Source organism: Trichocoleus sp. ST-U2 (assembly GCF_039961875.1).
Classification (GTDB): domain Bacteria; phylum Cyanobacteriota; class Cyanobacteriia; order Cyanobacteriales; family FACHB-T130; genus FACHB-T130.
Map to the genome: position 1 here is coordinate 1 of NZ_JAMPJY010000039.1, position 20,723 is coordinate 20,723.

At 46.8% G+C, this 20,723-nt stretch carries 13 protein-coding genes and 1 pseudogene; 9 read left to right on the forward strand and 5 right to left on the reverse strand.

All coding sequences use genetic code 11. The features are described from left to right. Nucleotides 1-205, forward strand: a pseudogene (locus NC996_RS21275) (fertility inhibition FinO-like protein); the annotation flags it as partial. 143 nt (nt 206-348) lie between these two features. Here NC996_RS21275 and NC996_RS21280 read toward each other — a convergent pair. Then, complete coding sequence (locus NC996_RS21280) at nt 349-597, reverse strand: hypothetical protein (RefSeq protein ID WP_190429645.1); 249 nt, start codon at nt 595-597, stop codon at nt 349-351. Continuing rightward, nucleotides 594-1,184, reverse strand: coding sequence for a ParA family protein (locus tag NC996_RS21285; protein WP_190686590.1), 591 nt, complete (start codon nt 1,182-1,184; stop codon nt 594-596). The genes NC996_RS21280 and NC996_RS21285 overlap by 4 nt, the downstream gene beginning before the upstream one ends. Before the next feature lie 244 nt (nt 1,185-1,428). On the opposite strand from NC996_RS21285, the gene NC996_RS21290 reads away from it, so the two are divergent. From NC996_RS21290 to NC996_RS21325, 8 genes are all read left to right on the forward strand, one after another. Further along, nucleotides 1,429-2,316: a hypothetical protein gene (locus NC996_RS21290; protein WP_190686593.1), complete on the forward strand. Its 888-nt coding sequence runs from the start codon at nt 1,429-1,431 to the stop codon at nt 2,314-2,316. Nucleotides 2,317-2,565: 249 nt separating this feature from the next. Continuing rightward, complete coding sequence (locus tag NC996_RS21295) at nt 2,566-3,417, forward strand: tyrosine-type recombinase/integrase (protein ID WP_190686596.1); 852 nt, start codon at nt 2,566-2,568, stop codon at nt 3,415-3,417. A 226-nt stretch (nt 3,418-3,643) separates the two neighbouring features. Further along, a complete protein-coding gene (locus tag NC996_RS21300) occupies nt 3,644-4,510 on the forward strand; it encodes a tyrosine-type recombinase/integrase (protein WP_190686599.1) in 867 nt (288 codons plus the stop codon). Nucleotides 4,511-4,764: 254 nt separating this feature from the next. Further along, on the forward strand, nt 4,765-5,070 hold the full coding sequence (locus NC996_RS21305; RefSeq protein ID WP_199303142.1) for a hypothetical protein: 306 nt from the start codon (nt 4,765-4,767) through the stop codon (nt 5,068-5,070). 1,668 nt (nt 5,071-6,738) lie between these two features. Then, nucleotides 6,739-7,383 carry a sigma-70 family RNA polymerase sigma factor gene (locus NC996_RS21310; RefSeq protein ID WP_190686601.1) on the forward strand — a complete coding sequence of 215 codons (645 nt, stop codon included), beginning with the start codon at nt 6,739-6,741 and terminating at the stop codon, nt 7,381-7,383. Nucleotides 7,384-7,397: 14 nt separating this feature from the next. Beyond that, nucleotides 7,398-8,381, forward strand: coding sequence for a DUF1822 family protein (locus tag NC996_RS21315; RefSeq protein ID WP_190686604.1), 984 nt, complete (start codon nt 7,398-7,400; stop codon nt 8,379-8,381). 21 nt (nt 8,382-8,402) lie between these two features. Then, a complete protein-coding gene (locus NC996_RS21320; protein ID WP_190686607.1) occupies nt 8,403-10,778 on the forward strand; it encodes a CHASE2 domain-containing protein in 2,376 nt (791 codons plus the stop codon). After that, nucleotides 10,775-11,599 (forward strand): DUF928 domain-containing protein, encoded by an 825-nt coding sequence (locus NC996_RS21325; RefSeq protein ID WP_348260018.1) that lies wholly within the window; start codon nt 10,775-10,777, stop codon nt 11,597-11,599. Before NC996_RS21320 ends, NC996_RS21325 begins: the two co-directional genes overlap by 4 nt. A 40-nt stretch (nt 11,600-11,639) precedes the next feature. On the opposite strand, the gene NC996_RS21330 is transcribed toward NC996_RS21325, so the two are convergent. From NC996_RS21330 to NC996_RS21340, 3 genes are all read right to left on the reverse strand, one after another. Continuing rightward, on the reverse strand, nt 11,640-14,300 hold the full coding sequence (locus NC996_RS21330; protein WP_190686613.1) for a CHAT domain-containing protein: 2,661 nt from the start codon (nt 14,298-14,300) through the stop codon (nt 11,640-11,642). Between the two features lie 176 nt (nt 14,301-14,476). Beyond that, a complete protein-coding gene (locus tag NC996_RS21335) occupies nt 14,477-17,839 on the reverse strand; it encodes a filamentous hemagglutinin N-terminal domain-containing protein (protein ID WP_339380363.1) in 3,363 nt (1,120 codons plus the stop codon). Nucleotides 17,840-17,969: 130 nt separating this feature from the next. After that, complete coding sequence (locus NC996_RS21340; protein WP_190686616.1) at nt 17,970-20,594, reverse strand: filamentous hemagglutinin N-terminal domain-containing protein; 2,625 nt, start codon at nt 20,592-20,594, stop codon at nt 17,970-17,972. Between the last annotated feature and the right edge of the window lie 129 nt (nt 20,595-20,723).

Below are 20,723 nucleotides of genomic sequence, written 5' to 3' on the forward strand. Positions count from 1 at the left end.
TGACGGGCGGCTTGTCAGCGTTACTGTTAAACCGAAGGTCTTTAAGAAGCTAGAACAGGCACAAGCCGAGTACCCCATGTGGGTGGCGGCGATCGCTGGAAAGATGGGTCAAACGAGTGAAAACGGCTTTGTGCTAGTAGAGCCAAACATCCAAGTTTTTGAGAAGAAGCCAAAGGAGCCGAAAGAGACACTTGGGACGGAGTGAGGAGCGAGTGCGACAAACATTAATTTAAGAATTGGTCGAAAAGCAAGCGCACGGTTGATGAAATTCTTGCTACATTGAAGCGTCAATCTTCACCTTCGCGCGATCGCCGCTATCAGGACGTAGTAGCGAGATCGCACAAGAATTTAAACATCTAGATAAGTCGATCGAGATTTCAGATACTGGGCAAGAGATTCTTCAACAATCTGGCTCATCTCCTGTTCATCCGACACCGCGACGGACTTCAGTTGCCGATGTAATTCCTTGGGAAGGTAAACAGTCGTGCGGATATAGTTGGGGTCTTTACTTTTAGATAGTTTGGTACTTTTGGTCGGCTCGGTCTCAGGCGCAGGTACCTTTTTAGCGGCATTGAATAGCTCGTCAAAACGGCTCATGGCAGTATCTCCTTCCCAACAGCGGTATAGCAGCGCCAAGCATTTTTAGCATAGGGATCTTTCACATCGCAGACTGGAACCCCTTCTAAGGCAGCCCGTTGGAAGACTGCTAGCCGTCGAATTTCCGATTTAAAGATAGGTAGAGAGGCATTTTCAATCGTAGCTCTCGTTTCTACTCCAACTTTGCTGGGATGAGGAGGAATCAGAGTTAGCAAAATTCGGTAGTTAGAAGTAAGGGCATGCAGCGCCGCCACCATTTGCAGCATGGCACTCAGAGCCAGCGCATCAGGCGAAGTGGGCAAGACCAGTAGGTCGCAGCCCTCAGCCAAGGTTTTGAGTTCCTCTGGAGCAGGTCGGGCGGGTGTATCAAGCACAATATGTTCGTACTGTTTGGCAAAGCGGATTGCCTGCTTTTCATCCACAACCTTAAACGGCAATTTCTCTTGACTAGCCCACTCACTAGCACTGCGGTTAAGATCCCCATCTACCACAAGAGTTGGAGCATGCTGTTGGAGGTAGGCAGCCAAATGTAAGGCCGTGGTTGTTTTCCCCACCCCTCCTTTAAATGAAGCAACCGTCACAATCATGGGATGCGGCAATGAGTCCTGATGGACAGATTCTATCGCAGTTCAAAGTGAAAAGCCTCTAAATGCTTAAATGCTTGAATGTTTAAAAGCTTAGAGCAACTGTCACAATCATGGGATGCGGCAATGAGTCCTGATGGACAGATTCTATCGCAGTTCAAAGTGAAAAGCATCTAAATGTTTAAATGTCTGAATGTTTAAATATTTAGATGTTAAGATATTTGAATGCTTAGATGTTGAGCTGCCCATGACTGTCTCAAGTCTCAGCAGGAAGCGATCGCACGGCAAGATAGCCGCCGAGACTGCCGCTTCAATTCGCACTTCAAGACGCTTGACTCTGAACTTTAAACACTTCTTAAAGATGAACCATTTCTCATCCAGTCTCGAACCATCTATAGCCAAGTACATCGGGCACCTTCCTCGTCAAAGCCTTCTGAAATATGCTCAGACAGAAGACCAGAAAGCTTACTGGGGTCATCTAGCTGCTTTCTATTTCTTTGTTTCTCACTGCTGGCAGGCAAAGCTTCAAGGAAATGACCCTTTCATTGAAGCGGTTGAGGACCAGACCGTCAACCAGTGGTACTACGACGCGATTTGGGCACGGGCGAATTTACTCCAGAACTTGTGGAAGCTGATTGAAAGCGGACACCCGTGGATTAGTAAAGCGTTCGCTAACCAGGAATATGACTGTCCCTTCACAAGTGCACCTGACCTGTTCTGCCACATTATTGAAATGCAGGCCAATTATACTTTCAGCCGCTGCCTCAAGCCTTATCACAACGTTTCTACCCCAGAACGACTTAAAGCCTGGAAAATTCTTTGTAAGCTTGTTTCTACTAACGAGCTGAAAGCTCCCCAACGTAAAGTACTCAAAAGTCTCACTTCTCAATATCATGGCAATTCCTGGTTGCTGGTTTCCTTAGCAGTAATCTGCACTGTTGCGGATTCTGGCAACCAAGAACTTCTCCAGAAGCTAAACGATTACTGCACAGCAGCAGTGCGAGACATGGAAGTGACTGTCACGGGACTATCCAGAAAACGCAGTTCTAAGAATTTTGAGAAATTTTACTCCTTCACTTGGCACCACGGAAATATCGTTCCCGCCAACAAGACTGGTGGAACTTATTCGCTTTAACAAAACTTTACAACAGGGTGCAACCTAGTTAGGACTAAACAGTTGCCCCTTAGAATGAGTCAGTCGCTAAAAAATTTACTTAAGCCAACTTCAAGCTTCCTTCTTAAATCGTTGATTCTGCACCAGGGAAATTTTGCCAAAAATTTTCCTAAATCGCTGCGGCGATCTGGGAATTCAACCGGGTTGCTTAAAGTCCAAATTGTCTGTCCAACCCAAAAAAAGCTATCAACTCTAACTCAGGAGAATCTCATGAAAGTCAATCGAAACGGTCAGGCCAAAGTTTTAACTCCAGAAGAACGAGAACTGCTGCTAACTAAGGGATTCCTTTGCCAGCGAGATCGGACTCTGAATGAACTTTGTTATTACACAGCTTGTCGGATTTCAGAAGCACGACAAGCTCGATACACAGATATCTTTGATGGAGATAAAGTTCGAGAGACTATCGTCATTAGGAAATGCATTACTAAAGGTCAACAGGCTACTCGCTGCATTCCCACTCATCCGAAGCTAATCCCATCTTTAGAAAAATACATCCAAGACTCTATAGAACTTATAAAGATTAAACAGATTATCGGACAATGGGATTACAAGAGCTTGCATTGTGGTCAGGTTTTTGACAGCGAGCAGAGAATTATTTGCCCGAAATGTGCTAGTTACGAGATTACAACCGCTGGAATGAGTCGGGATAAACAAATGTATAAATGTAAAAGCTGTTTGTATCGCTTTCAAACAAAAACAGCTTTCGTGGATCATCCTGAATTGAGAGATAACATAATTCGTTTGGGAGTTTATAACTCAATGAGTTACGGTTTTCTTTTCATGAACCCTAACAACCCTTATTTATTCCCTGGCGCAGAAGGAAAAGGGTGTCTCGCTTTGAACACAGTCACTGGAATCTTCATGAATGGTTGTAAGCGAGTGAATGTAGTTGGAGCTTCTACTCATAGTTGGCGACGGACAGCACTAACAGAGATAAATAAAGCTGGGGTGCCTCTCAGAGTGACTCAAAATATTTCTGGACATACCCGGCTCACCCATCTCCAAAAATATTTAGAAGTTTCTAGAGAAGAAGTTGAACAGGCTGTGCTTCTTTTACCTTAACCTGATGCTTCGGTTCAATGAAGTAATTGTGCCATTAAAAGCTCTGTAAAATTACCCCAAGTTTTTTAGGAATCAAGGAGCCATAAACTTATGTTGATTGACAGAAATGGTCAAGCCAAAGTTCTCAGTTATCGAGAAATTTAACAGGTTAGATGAAGTAATTGTACCATTGAAAGCTCTGTAAAATCGCCCCAAACTTTTTTAGGAATCAAGGAGCCATAAACTTATGTTGATTGACAGAAATGGTCAAGCTAAAGTTCTCAGCCATAAAGAAATTCAACAGTTATTTGAGCAAGGATTCAGATTAACGAGAGATAAAGCTCTATTTGCCACCTGCTTTTATACAGCTTGTCGAGTTTCTGAAGCCCGCCAAATGCATTTCGTTGACGCTTTTCATCAAGAAATCGTGCGAGATGACATTATCATTCGTAAAGCGAATACCAAAGGAAAACAAGCAACTCGGACAATTCCTACCCACCCTCATCTTAAAGAGATTCTCCAGCGGTATCGGCAAGATTCTTTAGAATTATTGCGACTGCGAGAATTATTTGGAAGATGGAGCCACCGGAACTTAAATTCGGAAGGAAAACTGGTTTTGAACAATCTACTTCAATGTCCTGTTTGCGAGGCTAAGCATTTTAGTAAGCAAGGATGGTATAGAGATAAAGAACAAGTTTACCTCTGTAAAAAGTGCAACCATTATTTTCATGAATCAAAACTCATCAAATGTCAACTTGATGCCAACATTCCGCCAACCATAGAGTATGACCCTTTAGGGGTAACTAGCACATTAAATTATGGATTTTTGTTCGCCGAACTCAACAATCCATTTTTGTTTCCAGGATGGCAAGGGAAGGGATGTCTTAGCCTCAGAAAGGCTATCAACGTTTTTGAGATGGCTTTTGACAAACTAGACATTTCTGGGGCTTCCTCTCATAGTTGTCGGCGGACATCGCTCACCATCATGCACAGCGAAGGAGTCATCCTTCGAGTGCTACAGGAAATCAGCGGACATAAAGACTTAGGAGCTTTGCAGAAATATCTGGAAGTTTCTCCCGACCAAACACGGGCTGCCATTCATGTTTTGGGGTAAATCAATATCACAGATAAACCTGATTGTCAATGACCAGCTATAAGGCGACTTCTAAGAACACGAGGCTGAAACGCTTTCCCTGTAAGGGTTTCAACTTTAGAGATATTTTTAAGGATATTTTAACAATTCTGTGTCAAATCCAGAAAAGCATACTTTACGGTTAAGAAAGCTTTTGAACAAAAACAACTGGTTTTGTGACAGCAGCTACACAGTTTGATGTTCCGTCAATTTAGTAACAAAACTTGAAGGGGTTAATGATGGGTAATTCTGGTCGGGGTGGTGCAAGAGCGGGTGGGGGTCGTCCTTCACGGTGGAAAAATAAGCCGACAATTACAATCCGAGTGCCGGAAGTTTTCGCTGAAACGCTGTTGGAAATTGCTGAAAATCTAGATCGGGGAATTGAGGATACCCTTGTAATTGACTGTAAGTCAATGAATGTTAGTCGGCAAACCAAAAAAGAACAGCTAGCTTTATCACAACTCCGTATTTACAAACATTCTGGGCACAAAGTCCTACGATTGGAGGAATTAATTAGTGTCTTACAGAGCAGTCGTGACTAACGCTGCTTCATGACTCCAGGCAGAATAAAATTGAAAGTCATTTTCTGACGCAGTAGTTAAAATTGCTTCTAAAAAGAGTAACGTGTCTAGTCTAATTTAGTAGGCTTACTGAGGATTGAAAAGCTGGAAAGGTAGGTTTTTTCACATTTGTTTAACCTAGCTACGACACGCTTTACCGATCTTCACAGGGTTGGCACCAAGGCTAGTATAGTCTATTGCCCTAGTGGGAGTATTTGCTGGGAGTAGTAGTACTCTCTGCGTACCGGGAGTTCGAGCAACGGGTTTGGTTAGTAACCTCAGTCATGTTATGCGACACGATGGCTAAATGGCTCAATTACGACAAATCACAGCGACGTAGCTGGACAGACGTTCCGATTGTTCTCCAACTACAGGACTTACAAAGCGAATATTCAGAGATTTATCAGCAGGAAAAACAGCAACTTACACAGAAGAAATGGAAGCATAAGAAGCTAACTCATGAGGAAGCTCGGCAGGCTGTTCAATACATCCAAAGCCTGTGCGCTCCAAATTATGGAAAACATAATCAACAAACTGGAGAGTTTCTCAGCCACGGGACTCGACGTCTCTTTTGTGCCCTCAGTTCAAGAGGTTCAACAGAGGGTCGAAGATCGAGGCGGCGATCGTCCTCTTGACTTCACGACATCTAGGAGCGTGTTGTTCCTACCAAAAAATTCGCAAGCAACTGTTTCCAAAGGCGGAAAGCAGCATAACCGGGCATTAGCTCGGCTACGAGTGCGAATCCCTGCATGTGATTCGCCACTTTAAGGTTTTTCGCATTTTTTCAGGTCGCTATCGTAACCGCCGCCAACGGTTTGGTCTGCGTTTAAATCTGATAAATCTGATTGCTGGCTTGTTAAACTACGAACTGGCACATGCTTCACGATTTATGCAGGGGGTCTATTGTATGTAGTAATTTTTGGTGATTTCATAGGCAATGGTTATTAATTGCTTGACGAATTGGTGTGTTGGGTCGTCCATAATCATCGAAGGGAAAAATTTTGAGATGGAATTGTGTGTTGGAGTGTCAACAATACAATTACCTAAGTTGGTTATGTGATGCCATGAGTGCTGCGTGCAGAATGAACTAATGCGTTGCTCTACCTTTTATCTGGTTCAGGCGACTTCTTTTATCCGAAGCGTCTTTTTGTTACGAAACTTTATACTCAAAAAGTCAAAGGTTCCTAAGGTCAACGTTATGGCCTGTAAAGGAAACACCCAGAATCTTTGAACAACCTAACCGGACGCTCTTGGTGGTTCTGCTTTGGCACTCTCAATACTCACTTATACTTGATACGGACACAGACGCTCCCCGTGTTTGAAAGTCTTAAGTGCCTGAGTGTCACGGCGCGTGACCTGAGTCTAAGCCACCTGACGGAAATTCGGACTGGTAGGTAATTACTGGCAAATCATCTTCGGACTATCCTCTTCAAAGAACGGTGCTCTCTTAAGTCTTAGCTAGACTCAAAAGCTTCCGCAGGAATTTCTCTCAACAGCAGTAGTTGACACAAGATCGGATGTTCCGCTCGTACTAAGTGCCTTTGAAAATCTTATGTAACAATAAACGACGTTTTGCATAAAATTCGTGTTTCGCATCTGAGAAACAAATAGAGGTTCGTATCGGCTGTTCAATAACCTTTGGTGTCTTAAATGAATAAGACGGCGTTTGATGAACTAGATGAGCAACTTAAACAACTAGCCAAGAGCGCCCAGCAGCATCCACCGTTGGCTCAAGGACGGCAGCTAGCTTTAAGGAAGCTCCTGAATGGAATTCTACAATCAGGCAGGCTTTGCCGTCCGCAGGGGGGTCAATTTTCAGGTGTTTATGAAGATATTTATGATGAGGCACGACAAGAACTGTTACTTTATATTTGCCAAAACATTGACAAGTACGACCCGGAACGTGGAGGCGTGATGGCATGGGCCAATGTTCTCTTGGAGCGGCGATTTTTTAAAGAAGCCATTCCGAAAATCTTAGGCAGCCCCGGCATTCAAAAAATGACCCTTGCAGACTTGGATAATTTTGCAGTACCGCAATCCCCTCCAGTTCTCAATGAAATTCTTACCGAATATATAGAATCAGACCCAGAAAAGCTTTTTCAAAAGGAACATATAGAAAATCATCCAAAAGCTAACTTCCAAGCCTTAGTAAGACGGCGACTTTTGGGAGATTCCTGGAAACAAATTTCAGCAGAGTTTGGCATAAAAATTCCAACCATCAGTAGTTTTTACTACCGTTGTTTAAATAAATTTTCTGCGAATTTGAAAGAATATTATCTCAATAATATTGTTTAATTCAGAGACAAAAAATGATGGAAAACCTATCGGAATATTTAACTTTCACCGTACCTCTAAGCTCGGATGCCCACCGCTTCGCCGAACAGTTTCGCAGACAACAAAGCAATCAGAAGAAAGCCAAACAGGTTTATCTCAATACGTTGGCGGTATCTGCCGTGAATTTCTACCTACGTTGTATGGGAATAAAGACTGATTGGGAAGCTAGTCAGAGCCGTAACCCAGTGATGCAAACCTTTATGGATGTCGCCGATTTGTCCATCCCCAATAAGGGTAAATTAGAGTGTTGTCCCGTCTTGCCAGATACCTCTGTCATCCAGATTCCGCCGGAAGTTTGGTCAGATAGAATTGGTTATGTCGCCGTACAGTTTGACAAATCGTTGAGAGAAGCGACGCTATTAGGATTTACTCCAACGGTTCCAGAAAGCGGTGAGTTACCTGTGGAGTGTTTGCGATCGCTTGAAGATTTGCTCTTACACATTCATCAGATTGGGCAATCCTTAGAAGCAGAGAAAAAACTCGCTTCAATTGTTGCTTGTGACTCTCAACCAGTTAACCTAAGCCAATGGTTCCAGAATATATTTGAGACGGGTTGGCAGTCTATATCAGCACTTTTAGGCACAGACGAACAGAATTTAGGCTTTAGCCTGAGAAGTGCATCCAGTGCGAGTGAAACTAGCGTGAAGCGGGCGAAGCTGATTGACTTGGGGCTAAAACTAGGGAGTCAATCCGTAGCACTGTTGGTAGCTCTAGCACCGGAGGACGAACAGAACGTGGGTATTTTAGTGCAGGTACACCCAATAGGGGGAGAAACTTATCTGCCACCCAACCTCAGACTAGGTTTGCTCTCTGAATCAGGAGAAACTCTTCAGGAAGTACAATCTCGTTTCCAAGATAACTACATTCAACTGAAGCGATTTCAGGGAGGAGCGGGAGAAAGCTTTAAACTGCAAGTGGCTTTCGGTGATGTCAGTATGAAAGAGGCTTTTGTAATCTGACCGCTCTTTTGCCAGACACCAATGAATAAGTTAGTTGTTTTGAGCCTAGGCAATGGTGATTTGGGGAATGGCTTTGGAGCCGTTACAGCCCAGCTTTGGGAACAAAGCGATCCTAATCCTATGAAGTTCACAGGATGTTTATCAGCAGCGCCAGAAATTCCCGAACTCTACAGACATTGGCAGTTGCTCTATAAGGCTCTGTATCAACGTCTGGATTGGTGTCCTCGTATCAAAATTCAAGAAGCCGATGTAACTAATGTTTCTGAGGTTGAATTTAGCGATTTATGCCAGCGGTTGTCAAACAGCATCAATGCTTGGCTCAACTCGGAACCGTTTGGCAACATTAACCAGCAGTTACGAACGCACTTAGACCGAGACGAAGAAATTCGTTTCATCATTGAAACTAACGATAACCTTTTGCGGCGGCTTCCTTGGCATCTATGGAAATTCTTTGAAGATTACCCCAAGGCTGAAGTCGCCTTGAGCGCCCCGGAGTATCAACCCCCAAAAAAATCTAACGTACAAACTCCCGGTTCTAAAGTAAGGATTTTAGCAATTCTTGGTAATAGCCAAGGAATCGATACTGGAAAAGACCGGGTTTTTCTAGAACAATTATCAGATAAGGCATCAACGAAATTTTTAGTAGAGCCGCAACAAGACAAGTTAAATGACCAGCTTTGGAAACAAGGTTGGGACATCCTCTTTTTTGCCGGTCATAGTTCCAGCAAAGAAAAAGGGCTGCTTCAGCTGAATCAAACAGACGCGATTACACTAGACAGATTAAGGAATGCCCTAAAAAAAGCGATTGAACGCGGCTTACGCTTAGCGATTTTCAACTCCTGTGATGGCTTGGGCTTGGTGCAGCATCTGGAGGATTTGCACATTCCCCAAGTAATTGTCATGCGGGAACCAGTGCCAGACGTGGTAGCTCAAGAATTTTTAAGGCATTTTCTAACAGCTTTTTCGGGTGGACAGTCTTTATATGCTGCGGTTCGAGAAGCACGAGAAAGGCTGCAAGGACTAGAGAAGCAATATCCCTGCGCGGCTTGGTTGCCCGTAATCTGCACCAATCCTGCCGCAGAACCTATGACTTGGCCAGAAAAGGGCAATGGGAGAAAGCGCGATCGCTCTTTGTTGCCCAAATGGCATTGTCTGCAAACAGTGCTTCTTTTGGGTGTGGTGGCAACATCTGCGATTATGGGGGTGCGCCATCTAGGGATGCTGCAAGCATGGGAGCTTACAGCTTTCGACCAGTTAATGCGATCGCGTCCAGATGAAGGGCAAGATCCGCGCCTCCTCATCGTCACTATCACCGAAAATGATTTTCAGCTAAAAGAGCAGAAGCAGAGAAAAGGCTCTTTATCGGATCTTGCCCTAGTTCAACTCTTGGAGAAACTCAAGACACTCAAAGCGCGAACGATTGGTTTAGATATCTACCGCGATTATCCTGTAGACCCCAAACAGGCAGATTTAGCCGCTCGGATGCAAAGTCAGGAGGACTTGTTCGCAATTTGCAAAGTCCGCGACCAAGAAGCCAACCATCCTGGGATTTCGCCTCCTCCTAATGTCCCGACAGAACGCCAAGGCTTTAGTGATGTTGTCAAAGACCCAGACGGCGTTCTACGTCGCCATTTATTAGCGATGAAACCAGGCCCCGCATCCCCTTGTACTGCGCCCTACGGCCTCAGCGCCCAGCTAGCATTTCATTATCTAGAGGCGGAGGGGATTTCTGCCAAGTATACTCCTCAAGGGGATTTGCAAGTGGGCAACGTCGTCTTTAAGCGCTTGCAAACTCATACTGGCGGCTATCAAAAAGTGGATGCGTGGGGCTATCAAATACTTCTCAATTACCGCTCCTACCACCGCACCCCTCTAGAGGTTGCCCCAACCGTCACGCTTGCAGAAGTTCTTAACGATCAAGTCAAACCCGATCGAGTCAAGGGTCGAATTGTCCTGATCGGTGTCACTGCCGAAAGCGCTCATGATTATATTCCCACCCCGTACAGTGGTAGCCAGGGGTTCTATCAAGAAATGCCAGGAGTGATTGTGCAAGCGCAGATGGTGAGTCAGATTTTGAGTGCGGTCAAAGATGGGCGACCCCTATTACGGGTTTGGCCTATTTGGGGCGAAATTCTTTGGGTCTGGAGCTGGTCTTTTGTGGGAGGTATCCTTGTCTGGCACTGTCAGTCACGACTACACCTGGGACTGGCGGCTGGAGCTGCACTCTCGGTTTTATACGTTGTTTGCTTTGGTCTGTTCACCCAAGGCATCTGGATACCCCTCGTCCCGTCAGTTTTAGCTTTGGTAGTTACTGGCGGTAGTGTAGTAGTCTACGCGACTTCCAGAGCCACAGCGACAGTAGCATACACTGATAACTTTGAGCGATCGCCCAAATGAAGTTGCCTGTTCCAATGATTAAACTTACCTTTGCTATTAGTTGGGCGCTCCTTGCCTGTACACGATTACAGGCGCAGCCTGTTGACTCGGTATTACTACTTGTGCAACGCCCGACCTTAAACCCCAGCGGACAATCAAATGGATCGTTGATATTTGCCGCACCGCCTCCACCCGCCGACATTGGGGAACCTGGTCGTCGCTTTGAAGCAGGAAGCCGTCGTGTCTGTGAGGAAATGGACGGACAGCGCTCTATGTCTGAGAAAAAGCTGCTTACTGCCTTGGTTCCGGTTTATGCGGATTATCAGCCTCTGAATGCGGAATTGGTCTGGGGAGCGACGACCGCCGAGCATCCCACTTTCTGGTTTTATGTACCTTATCAGCCCCCATTTACTGGAGAGTTTGTGCTGCGGAATAAAGATGGTAAGTTAGTCTACCAGACTGATGTCACGCTACCCAAGACGCCGGGGGTTGTTAGCCTGCCCCTTCCATCCACAGCTCCCCCGTTAAAGCTTGGTGAGCGGTATCGTTGGTATTTCAAGATTTACTGTAAGCCACAACAACCACCTGTTTTTGTTGAGGGGTGGATTCAAAGAAACTCAGTGAACCCCGCCCTGGAGAGCCAGTTAGAGAAAGCGACACCACGCGATCGCGTTGCCCTTTATGCCACCAACGGTTTTTGGTACGAGGCGTTGACTGTTGCCTCCCAGCTTCGCCGTACCGATCCGAAAGCTCTTGATTGGGCTGCCCTGTTGCAAAGCGTTGGCTTGGATAATATTGCAAAAGAGCCAATAGTAGAATGCTGCACCCCTACTAACAATTAAGAATTAAAAAAATGAAGAAATTTCTTCGTTTTTTAATTTTTTAAAGCCAATTACCCAATAAAATGTAGGGTGCCCAAAACATCGGACGTTGAAATTGAGGATTCTTTAAAAGAGCCAGCTGAGCGCGACGCAGTGCTTCAGCTTTAGGTAGTGCTTGATTATTAGTTAACTCTCGGTAAAACTGGCTCATCAGGAGAGCGGTAGACTCATCATCCACGTTCCACAGAGAAGCTAGGGTACTACGCGCTCCCGCCCGCACCGCTACTCCAGCGATTCCTAAAGCTGCCCGGTTGTCGCCAGCAGCTGTTTGACAGGCGCTAAGAACGAGTAGTTCAATAGCATTGTTGGGCTGGCTTTGGTCTCTAGTTCGCAGTAAGTTATTCAACTCGTTGACATAGATGCGCTTATCCCAAGCGACAATAAATGTCTTTGAAGCCTGAGAGCTGAACTGACCGTGAGTTGCAAGATGAACTACAGGGAAAGGCAGCGAGTTAACCCGATCTTGCAGAGCCGTGCTGGTAAACTCCTGATTAAGAAGTACCTTGCTGGATACTTCAGACTGAATTTCCTCTAATTCGCGCTTCACGTTGGGTAGTGCAGAAAATCCCGAACGTGGTTCACTCACTCCGGCGACTATTGCTTTTAATTGTCGCTGCTTCAAAGGCTTAGGGTCTATCAGATGCAAGCCAGGGGTTAAGGCAACGCTGTAGTTTTCCACGAGATACTGTTTACCGTCGTAGAGAGCCGCCATTGGGATATTCCGCAAGGAACCATCTAGTACAAAAACTAACTTTTTGACATTACTTTGGGCTAAATTTGTCATAGCAGGTTCGATCAACCAGTTATATACCTGTTGGGACAAGGATTTAACTTCTTCAGTTGCATCAGGTTCTATTAGTTGTTGCCGTAGCTCCTTTAAAACGCTTTCCGCTTGGCTCTCGGCTACAGGAGTGGAGTAGTGGTACAGGTTTTTTTGCTGGGATACTTTGAGGATAACCTCTAGTCGGTCTGGCAAAATAATTGGATAGATGACTGCTGTTGAATTCTCTTGGTCAACTACTTTGTCAATCTCCACGGTTGCTTGTAAGCAGGCTTCCCGCAAGAAGTTGTCTAGTTCTGCTAACTGGAGAGCTTCAATGACTTCACGAGCTTTTATAAAATTGTTTTGACTGGGTTCGGAAGTTCCTACAGGTTGCAAGAGCAAATCGACAAGCTGTCGATAGACAGGTTCCACACTTTCCCGAAAGGAAAACTGAACCTCTGGGTTGATAGCGACCAAGTCGCGACGGAGAGACTTGAGAGTGTTGAATGCTTCCGTGTAAGCTGCGATCGCTTGTTGAATATTTCCCTGAGCCTTGAGTAGACGTCCTAATTGCCATTGCCATTGATAGGCAATATCCGGAGCATCAATACTTTGGGCTAGAAGCCGGGCTTGCTGGGTGAGGTCAAAGGCATTAGATAACTGCCTTGTTTGTTCGTACAGCCCGCCAAGAGTGCCTAAGGCATAAGATTCTGCTCGCTGGTCTTTGAGGCTTTTGCTCTGCTGGACAGCTGTAGCTAGCAGCTGAGCGATGTCCGTTGTTCGTTGTCTGTTGCTCCCGGAATCCCGCAGCCCCCCAGTCCCTAGCTTCATCAGGCTTTGGGCAAAGTTAATCCGGGCGTAAACCGCCATTCGACTAGCGGGTAGATTGCTAATTTGAGACTGGATTTGGGGCAACAATGTATAGGCAGCGCTCGATTGCTCGTTTTCCAACAATAGGCTCAGCTGATTCATCTGAGACTGGATCAGCGTAGCGGGTGAGACGGATGTGAGGACAGCCTGCTTGTAAAACTCTAAAGCGGCTTGGGTATCTTGTTGGGCGCGGGCTGTGTTGCCCAGACTGAGCAGGGCATCGCTGATAGCTTGAGGAGATTGCACTCGCGTAGCCACTTCTTTACTCTGCTGCAAGATTTGCCGGGATTGCTCTAAATCGCCGACTACTCGGAGGACGTTGCCGAGGCTCCGCAGCCCTGTAACCTTGAGAAGAGAATCGGGTTGGTTTTCCAGAAGCTGGGTAGTTTCGGTTAACGTCTGCTGGGCCAGACGGTAAAGCCCCAAAGCTTGCAGGGCTTGGGCTTGGTTAACACGGCTACGAGTTACCCCTAAGGTGTCGCCTACTTGTGCATAAATGTTAGCTGCTTGTTGCCAGGTAGTTAAGGCTTCTTGAGATTTCGAGAGTGCTAGTTGCAGGCGACCTTGAACATCTAGGGCTTGGGCGAGGAGAAGCGATCGCTCTTTCGAGGTGCCGAGATTTTGTCCAGTCTGTAATAAATTTAGACTTTGGGTGATCGCTTGAGATGCTTCAGTCCACTGTCCAAGTTGCTGATAAGCTAAGGAGAGATTGCTTAAGGTCATGGCTGCTTGAAGTCCATCTCCAGTAGCTTTGAAGTCAGTAGCTGCTTGTTCCCAGAGGGAAGCTGACTCAGAAAACCGTTCTGCTTCGTAGAGTTTTCTAGCTTGTTGATCTATCTCTTGGGCATCGGATGTACTTTGGACAATGGTGTTTTCTGCAACCATATAGGCGAAAGCGGGCGGCAATATTGCCGTACCCAAGAACATAGCCAAAAGGAGCGGTAGGGTTAAGAGGCGGTACGTTCTTGCCTGCACGTACTTCAGCAGGCGACGAATTCTACGGAAAAATACAGACCGTTTTCTTGTCATGTTCTTGCCTTCCTTCGCAGAACGTCTTTGCTGGAAAAAGCAGTGGTGGCGAAAAGAATGCTCCAACTGCAACAAGTTGTGAATTTAGTTGCTCAACTACTAGACATCTCCAAAAATTAAATATCGACTCAGGCAAGGCAAGGGTTTCAGATTAATTTTCGGAGATATCTGCTACATCAAAGCTTAGAATTCGACTGAAGCGCACTGCACTCAGGTGGCCTCTGCCAAGAACGATGGGGCGTGACGGTGGGCGCATTCGCTGTGAGTACCACTTTGCCATTAGCACCCCTTACCCACCCCTGAGCTTCTACGAGAGGAACTGGTGTGGGTCTAGTTGGATTGGTGGCTTGAGGTGGAATAGAGCGGTTCTCTATTCTAGGGTTGAGCGTAACCAAATCTACCTGAACGGCGTCACTGTTGAGTACTTCGCCCGGATTGGGTGGTAAACCACCGCGACCAGTGACAACAAATTCGCTCTGGTCTGGACGCCCACTTGTTTGACAGACTTGGCTAATTTCGACATTCGCAAATTCCGCTGGTAATTCCTCAAGTTGTCTATCCCGCGTGTTGATTTCCAGCGTCCCGTCTATCCCTAACTCAGAACTAGCCGTAAAGTCACTTTCGGGGGTGCGGCGATCGCGAAACTGTCTGAACCCAAACACTCCAGTCGCTGTGGCGCGGGACTTGCCCCCGTTTCCTTGGTTGGCACTCGCAACGATGTCGCTATTTTCGGATAAAAAGGCAAGCACAAAGCCATTTGGAGCCTCAATCTCGATATTGCCGCCATTTCCAGGACCCACCGCCGATGCAGAAATCAAACTGTTGTAGCGCATTAGTATTTGGTTTCGCACCTGCAATCGAATGTTGCCACCATTGCCCGAAGCGATTTCGGTAGTAAGTTTTCCTCCTGTGTTCAGGAAGATTGAACCCGCTGCGACTTCTAAATCGCCTGGATTCCCTGTCCCTGTACCACTAACCGTAACTTGTCCTCCGTTTTGGACAACTAACCGTCCAGTGTTTATCCTGATACCTCTAGCATCACCGGAACTGCGGCTATCGAAATACAAGCCACTATCTTTACCAACTGTCACGGACTCAGTGGCATTCACTTCTAAAGTTCCAGCGTTGCCTGTACTCTCGGTGAAGGCTGAGGCTTGCGCTCCATTATTAACAATCAACTGCCGGGTATTAATTATCACGTCTCCAGCAGTTCCAGACCCCTGAGTGTCGGCAGACACCTGACTGGGAGAGCCTCCTTGACTCTGCCCATCTATGAGAACCGTGTCGGCTTTTTTAACGATTACACTACCTGCCTGCCCCATTCCTACAGCACTAGCCGTTACGACAGCACCATCAGTCACAAAGAGCAACCTTGCTTGGATAGTGATATTACCTCCATTCCCTCGATCTCTGTATGTATTGGCAAACAGTCCACTTGCAGGTCCTGCACCCTCAACTACGTACTTACCAAATTGGGCAATCTTAGCAAAATATGTGGCGTCGCTGCCAGAAAGAGTAACGCTGTCAGCCACATTAAGGGTGATGTCACCTGCTTTGCCACTGCTGCGGCTGGTGGTAACAACTTGTCCACCGTTAAGTGCCTCCAGTGTATTGACGTTAAGGGTGATGTTACCCCCATTCCCCTGTCCTGTAGTGCTGGCACTTAGCAGAGCGCCATTGGTCAACGCAAGCAACCCAGTCGTGATGTTGATGCCGCTACTGTTACCCACAGATGTATCTTCCACAGTACTCAGTGCCGCACTCTGGAATTTACCCTCTCGACCTACCCCATCAAAAGAAACTCTATCGCGGGCATTTATATTCACACTTCCGGCATTGCCTTGTCCACGAGTCAGAGCTTCCAGTTGAGCGCCATTTGTCACCGAGAGCAACCTGGTCTTGATATTGATGCCGCCACTATTGCCCACAGCATTGGTATTATTTGTACGTTCCACCGTACTAAATGCCCCGCTTGGAATAAATTGACTGTTTTCCTCATCAACTCCATCAAAGGAGACCGTATCGCGGGCATCTATATTCACACTGCCCGCACTTCCCTGTCCGCGAGTGCTAGCAATCAGCCGAGCGCCATTCGTCACCGATAGTGACCCAGTTATGATGTTGATGCTGCCCCCGTTGCCCACGGCTCCTCTTTCCACAGTGCTGAATACGGCACTCTGGACTCCATTCTTGCTACCCATCCCATCAAAAACGACTGTATCGCGAGCATTTATATTCACACTTCCAGCATGTCCCCGTCCATGAGTCAGAGATAGCAGTTGAGCACCATTCATCACCGATAGCGACCCAGTCGTGATGTCGATGTTGCCTGCGTTGCCCACAGTTTCAGATTCTTCCACACTGGTGGATGCATAACCTCTATTGAAGGAAACGCGATCTCTGGCATTTATAGTCACACTGCCCGCATTTCCCCCTCGTCCTGCGCTGGATGTATATAGCCCAGCACCATTTGTTATCGAGAGCGACCCAGTCCTGATATTGATATTGCCTGCGTTGCCCACGGCTTCTTCTTCTACATTGTTGTAGATGCCACTGCGGTCTGCAATCGTTATTACCTCTGTAGCCTTGAGTGTAATATCTCCCGCCTGACTGCTAGCTGACCCTAAACCTTCTCCTATTCCAGCACTGATAGAGCTTCCTCCTAAAACATTTAAATTGCCAGCGTCGATCACAATACTGCCGCCACCCCCAGATGTTACATTCACGTCCGCGCCATTGATGAGAGATATGGCGGTTCGTGTTACACCATCAAGAGAACTCAATCTTGGATTATTATTGCCCTCAAAATTCAGCCCTACTGTTCTTCCTAGTGTTACGCCGCTTAACTCGACTCGACCACCTGGAGCAGTTAGAGCGCCGCCATCGATTAATATTCCTCCAGTGGAGGTTGTATCTGGAAATAAATTACCCCCGACCAGTAATAAGTTCCGATTCTCAAGAACCGCTAGATTTCCTCTGACTTCAATTGAATTAAGCGGCTGGGCGGCAATTTGATTGAATAGGAAGGCAGAAGGATTGACACTCAGCAAAGGATTCTGAGAATCGACCGCTGAAGTCTGCGAAAACTCTCCATCACCGGAAAACGCGATCGCATTCGCTGTTGTCGCGACAAATGAACCGCCAATATCTAGCTGAGCGTTGGGTCCAAATATAATGCCGTTGGGATTGATCAAGAAGAGATTGGCATTCCCTCTAGCTCGAATCAGCCCTTGAATATCAGAAGGAGAACCACCCGTAACTCTGGCTAGGATGTTGGCGATCGCAGGAGCGTTGAGGAAATCAGCAATGCCTCCGTTGGGAATGCTAAAATTCTCAAAACTGTGGAATAGATTGGTATCGCCAGCAGTTGTCCCCCCTGTAATTTCCAAGGTTGTGCCGTTAGGAGTAACTACAGTTCCTAAAGAAGGGTCGGGAGTGACCTGGGCAAAAGCGCCAGTTCCCGAGAAAGCGATCGCCCCAGTCATCGCTAACCCACTCACTAGCCCTAACTTCCAACTCCGACCACTTTGAGCTATCACAGCAAAAGCCTCCTCAAGAGCAACAGTTGTTGAGTGGATTACAGGTCGTTACCAATTAGGATAAACAGGAAAGCAAACGGTAGGATGCTGGCATAATTACGAATAATTGAGATCGCAGCTTCAGGAAAGTTTAGCTAGCACTGCACTCAGGTGGTCTCTGCCAGGAACGATGGGGCGTGACGGTGGGCGCATTTGCTGTGAGTACCACTTTGCTATTGGCACCCATTACCCACCCCTGAGCTTCTACGAGAGGAACTCGTGTGGGTCTAGTTGGATTGGTAGCTTGAGGTGGACTAGAGCGATTTTCTATTCTAGGGTTGAGAGTAACTAAATCTACCTGAACGGCATCACTGTTAAGTGCTTCACCGGGATTAGGGGGCAAGCCGCCGCGACCAGTGATGATAAATTCGCTTTGAGCTTGACTTCCACCTGCACTACAACCCTGTGCTACTTCAGTATCAACTGGTATAGTTGGCAAGTTGGTCAATCCACGGCTGGGGTCAACATCGGGCGTATTGATTTCCACAGTGCCGCTAAACTCAGGTCCAAGTTCAGAAGTGGCTGTGATGTCACTTTGGGGGGTCTGTTCTTCCCGGAATTCTGTACCTAAAATGCCTTGAGCGGTGATAATGACCCGACCCCCAAAGGCATCTTGAGCATTGGCACTGATGTTGCTATCTTCTAAGGCGGCTATGACACCAGTATCAATGCTAATATTGCCGCCAGTAGCTGTGCCAGTGGCGTTGGTGGTGATATTGCTGCCACGACGCAACAGCAATTCTTGAGAGATCAGTGTGATATTCCCCTGCCCCTCTGGGCTGTCAGGCTTTTGGCTTCTGGTTTCAGCCTCAAGGCGTGCAGCAGTATTTAGACGGATAGAGTCAGCTTGTATCCAAAGGTCGCCTGCATCCCCTGACCCTTCAGTACTTACAGCGACTTTACCTTCCTCGCGGACAAGCAACTGTTCAGTCGTAAGGATTACGTTTCCCCCCTCACCTGTGGGGTCAAGATCAGGAATTTGAATTGTATCAGCAAATACCCCACTAGCCGCGTCAACCTGATCGAGCTTTGACGGATCGGCCTGTTGGGCAAGTCGGTCATTGAAGGTGGGGTCAGAGCCAGAAATGGTAATGTCGTCAGTCGCATTGACAGTGATGTTACCTGCTGCTCCAGTGCTGTAGGCGGTTGTGAGTAATTGTCCGCCACCACTAAGCTCAAGGTTGTTAGTATCAACCGTGATGTTACCGCCAGTAGAGAGGTTCCAAGTTCGCGCACTTAAAACGGCTCCATTCGCTAGGCGCAGGACATTAGTAGTAACTGTGATATCACCGCCCTTACCAGTGGCTGGTGTTTTGGTGCCACTCAACAACCCGCTTGATAATCCATTGCTCCCCAACCCATTAAAGAAGAGGGTATCCGAGGCAGTAATCCTGATACTACCCCCATCCCCCCGTGCAAAAGTCTCAGCGGACACTACAGCACCATTGGTCAGTGAAAGGAATCCCGTTGTGATGCTGATGTCCCCCCCGTTGCCTACAGCGCCATGCTCCACAGTGCTAAATACACCACTAGATAATCCATTGCTCCCCACCCCATCAAAGGAGATGGTATCCGAGGCAATAATCGTCACACTACCCGCATCTCCTTGTCCAGAAGCGTTGGTAGTCAGTCGAGCGCCATTAGTTCCAAACAGTGACCCAGTCGTGATGTTGATGTCCCCTCCCTTACCCACGCCTCTTACTAAAACACTATTAGAAAGCGAGCTGCCATCAGTAAGGTTTATTGCTCCTGTTGTATTAATTTCAATATCTCCCGCCTTGCTCTCAGGCGACCCTATCTCTGAATCTATTCCCGCCTGAAGTTGGCTTCCTCCTGCCATATTCAAGTTCTGAGCGTTGAGCGTAATACTACCGCCACCACCAGCACGTACATTCACGTTTGCACCATCGGTAAGAGATATATCAGTTCGCGCTACGCTATCGGGAAAACTCAAACGTAAATTATTTTCATCAACATTTAGTAGCCCAACGGTTCCTACTCCTAATAATCCTCCCAGTTCCACTCGACCTCCTGGAGCGTTTAAAGAACCGCCTTCAATCGAGATTTTCCCGGTTGAAGTGGTAGTTGGAGACACATTACCCCCGATTAGGAGCAAGCTTTGATTTTCATCAACTGCTAGAGTTCCTCTGACTTCAATGGAATTAGTCGGCTGGGCGACAATTTGATTGAATACCAAAGCCGAAGGATTAACTATCAGCAACGGATTATCGGGGGAAACGGCTGAAGTTAGGGAGAATTCCGCACCGCCAGGAAACGCGATCGCATTCGCGGTTGTCCCGACAAATGAACCACCAATATCTAGCTGAGCATTGGGTCCAAATATAATGCCGTTGGGATTAATCAAGAAGAGATTGGCATTGCCTCCAGCTCGAATCAGCCCTTGAATATCAGAAGGAGAGCCACCCGTAACTCTGGCTAGGATGTTGGCGATCGCAGGAGCGTTGAGGAAATCAACAATGCCTCTGTCGGGAATGCTAAAATTCTCAAAACTGTGGAATAGATTGGTATCGCCAGCAGTTGTCCCCCCTGTAATTTCCAAGGTTGTACCGTTAGGAGTAACTACAGTTCCTAAAGAAAGGTCGGGAGTGACCTGGGAAAAAGCGCCAGTTCCAGAGAAAAAGATCGCCCCGCTCATCGCTAACCCACTCACTAACCCCAATTTCCAGCCCCACCTCCGGCTAGTTTGAGCTATCACAGCAAAAGCCTCCTCAAAAGTAACAGTTATTGAGTGAATTACAGGTCGTTACCAATCAGGATAAATAGGAAAGCAAACGGTAGGATGCTGGCATATTACGAATAATCGCGATCGCCGCTTCAGGAAAGT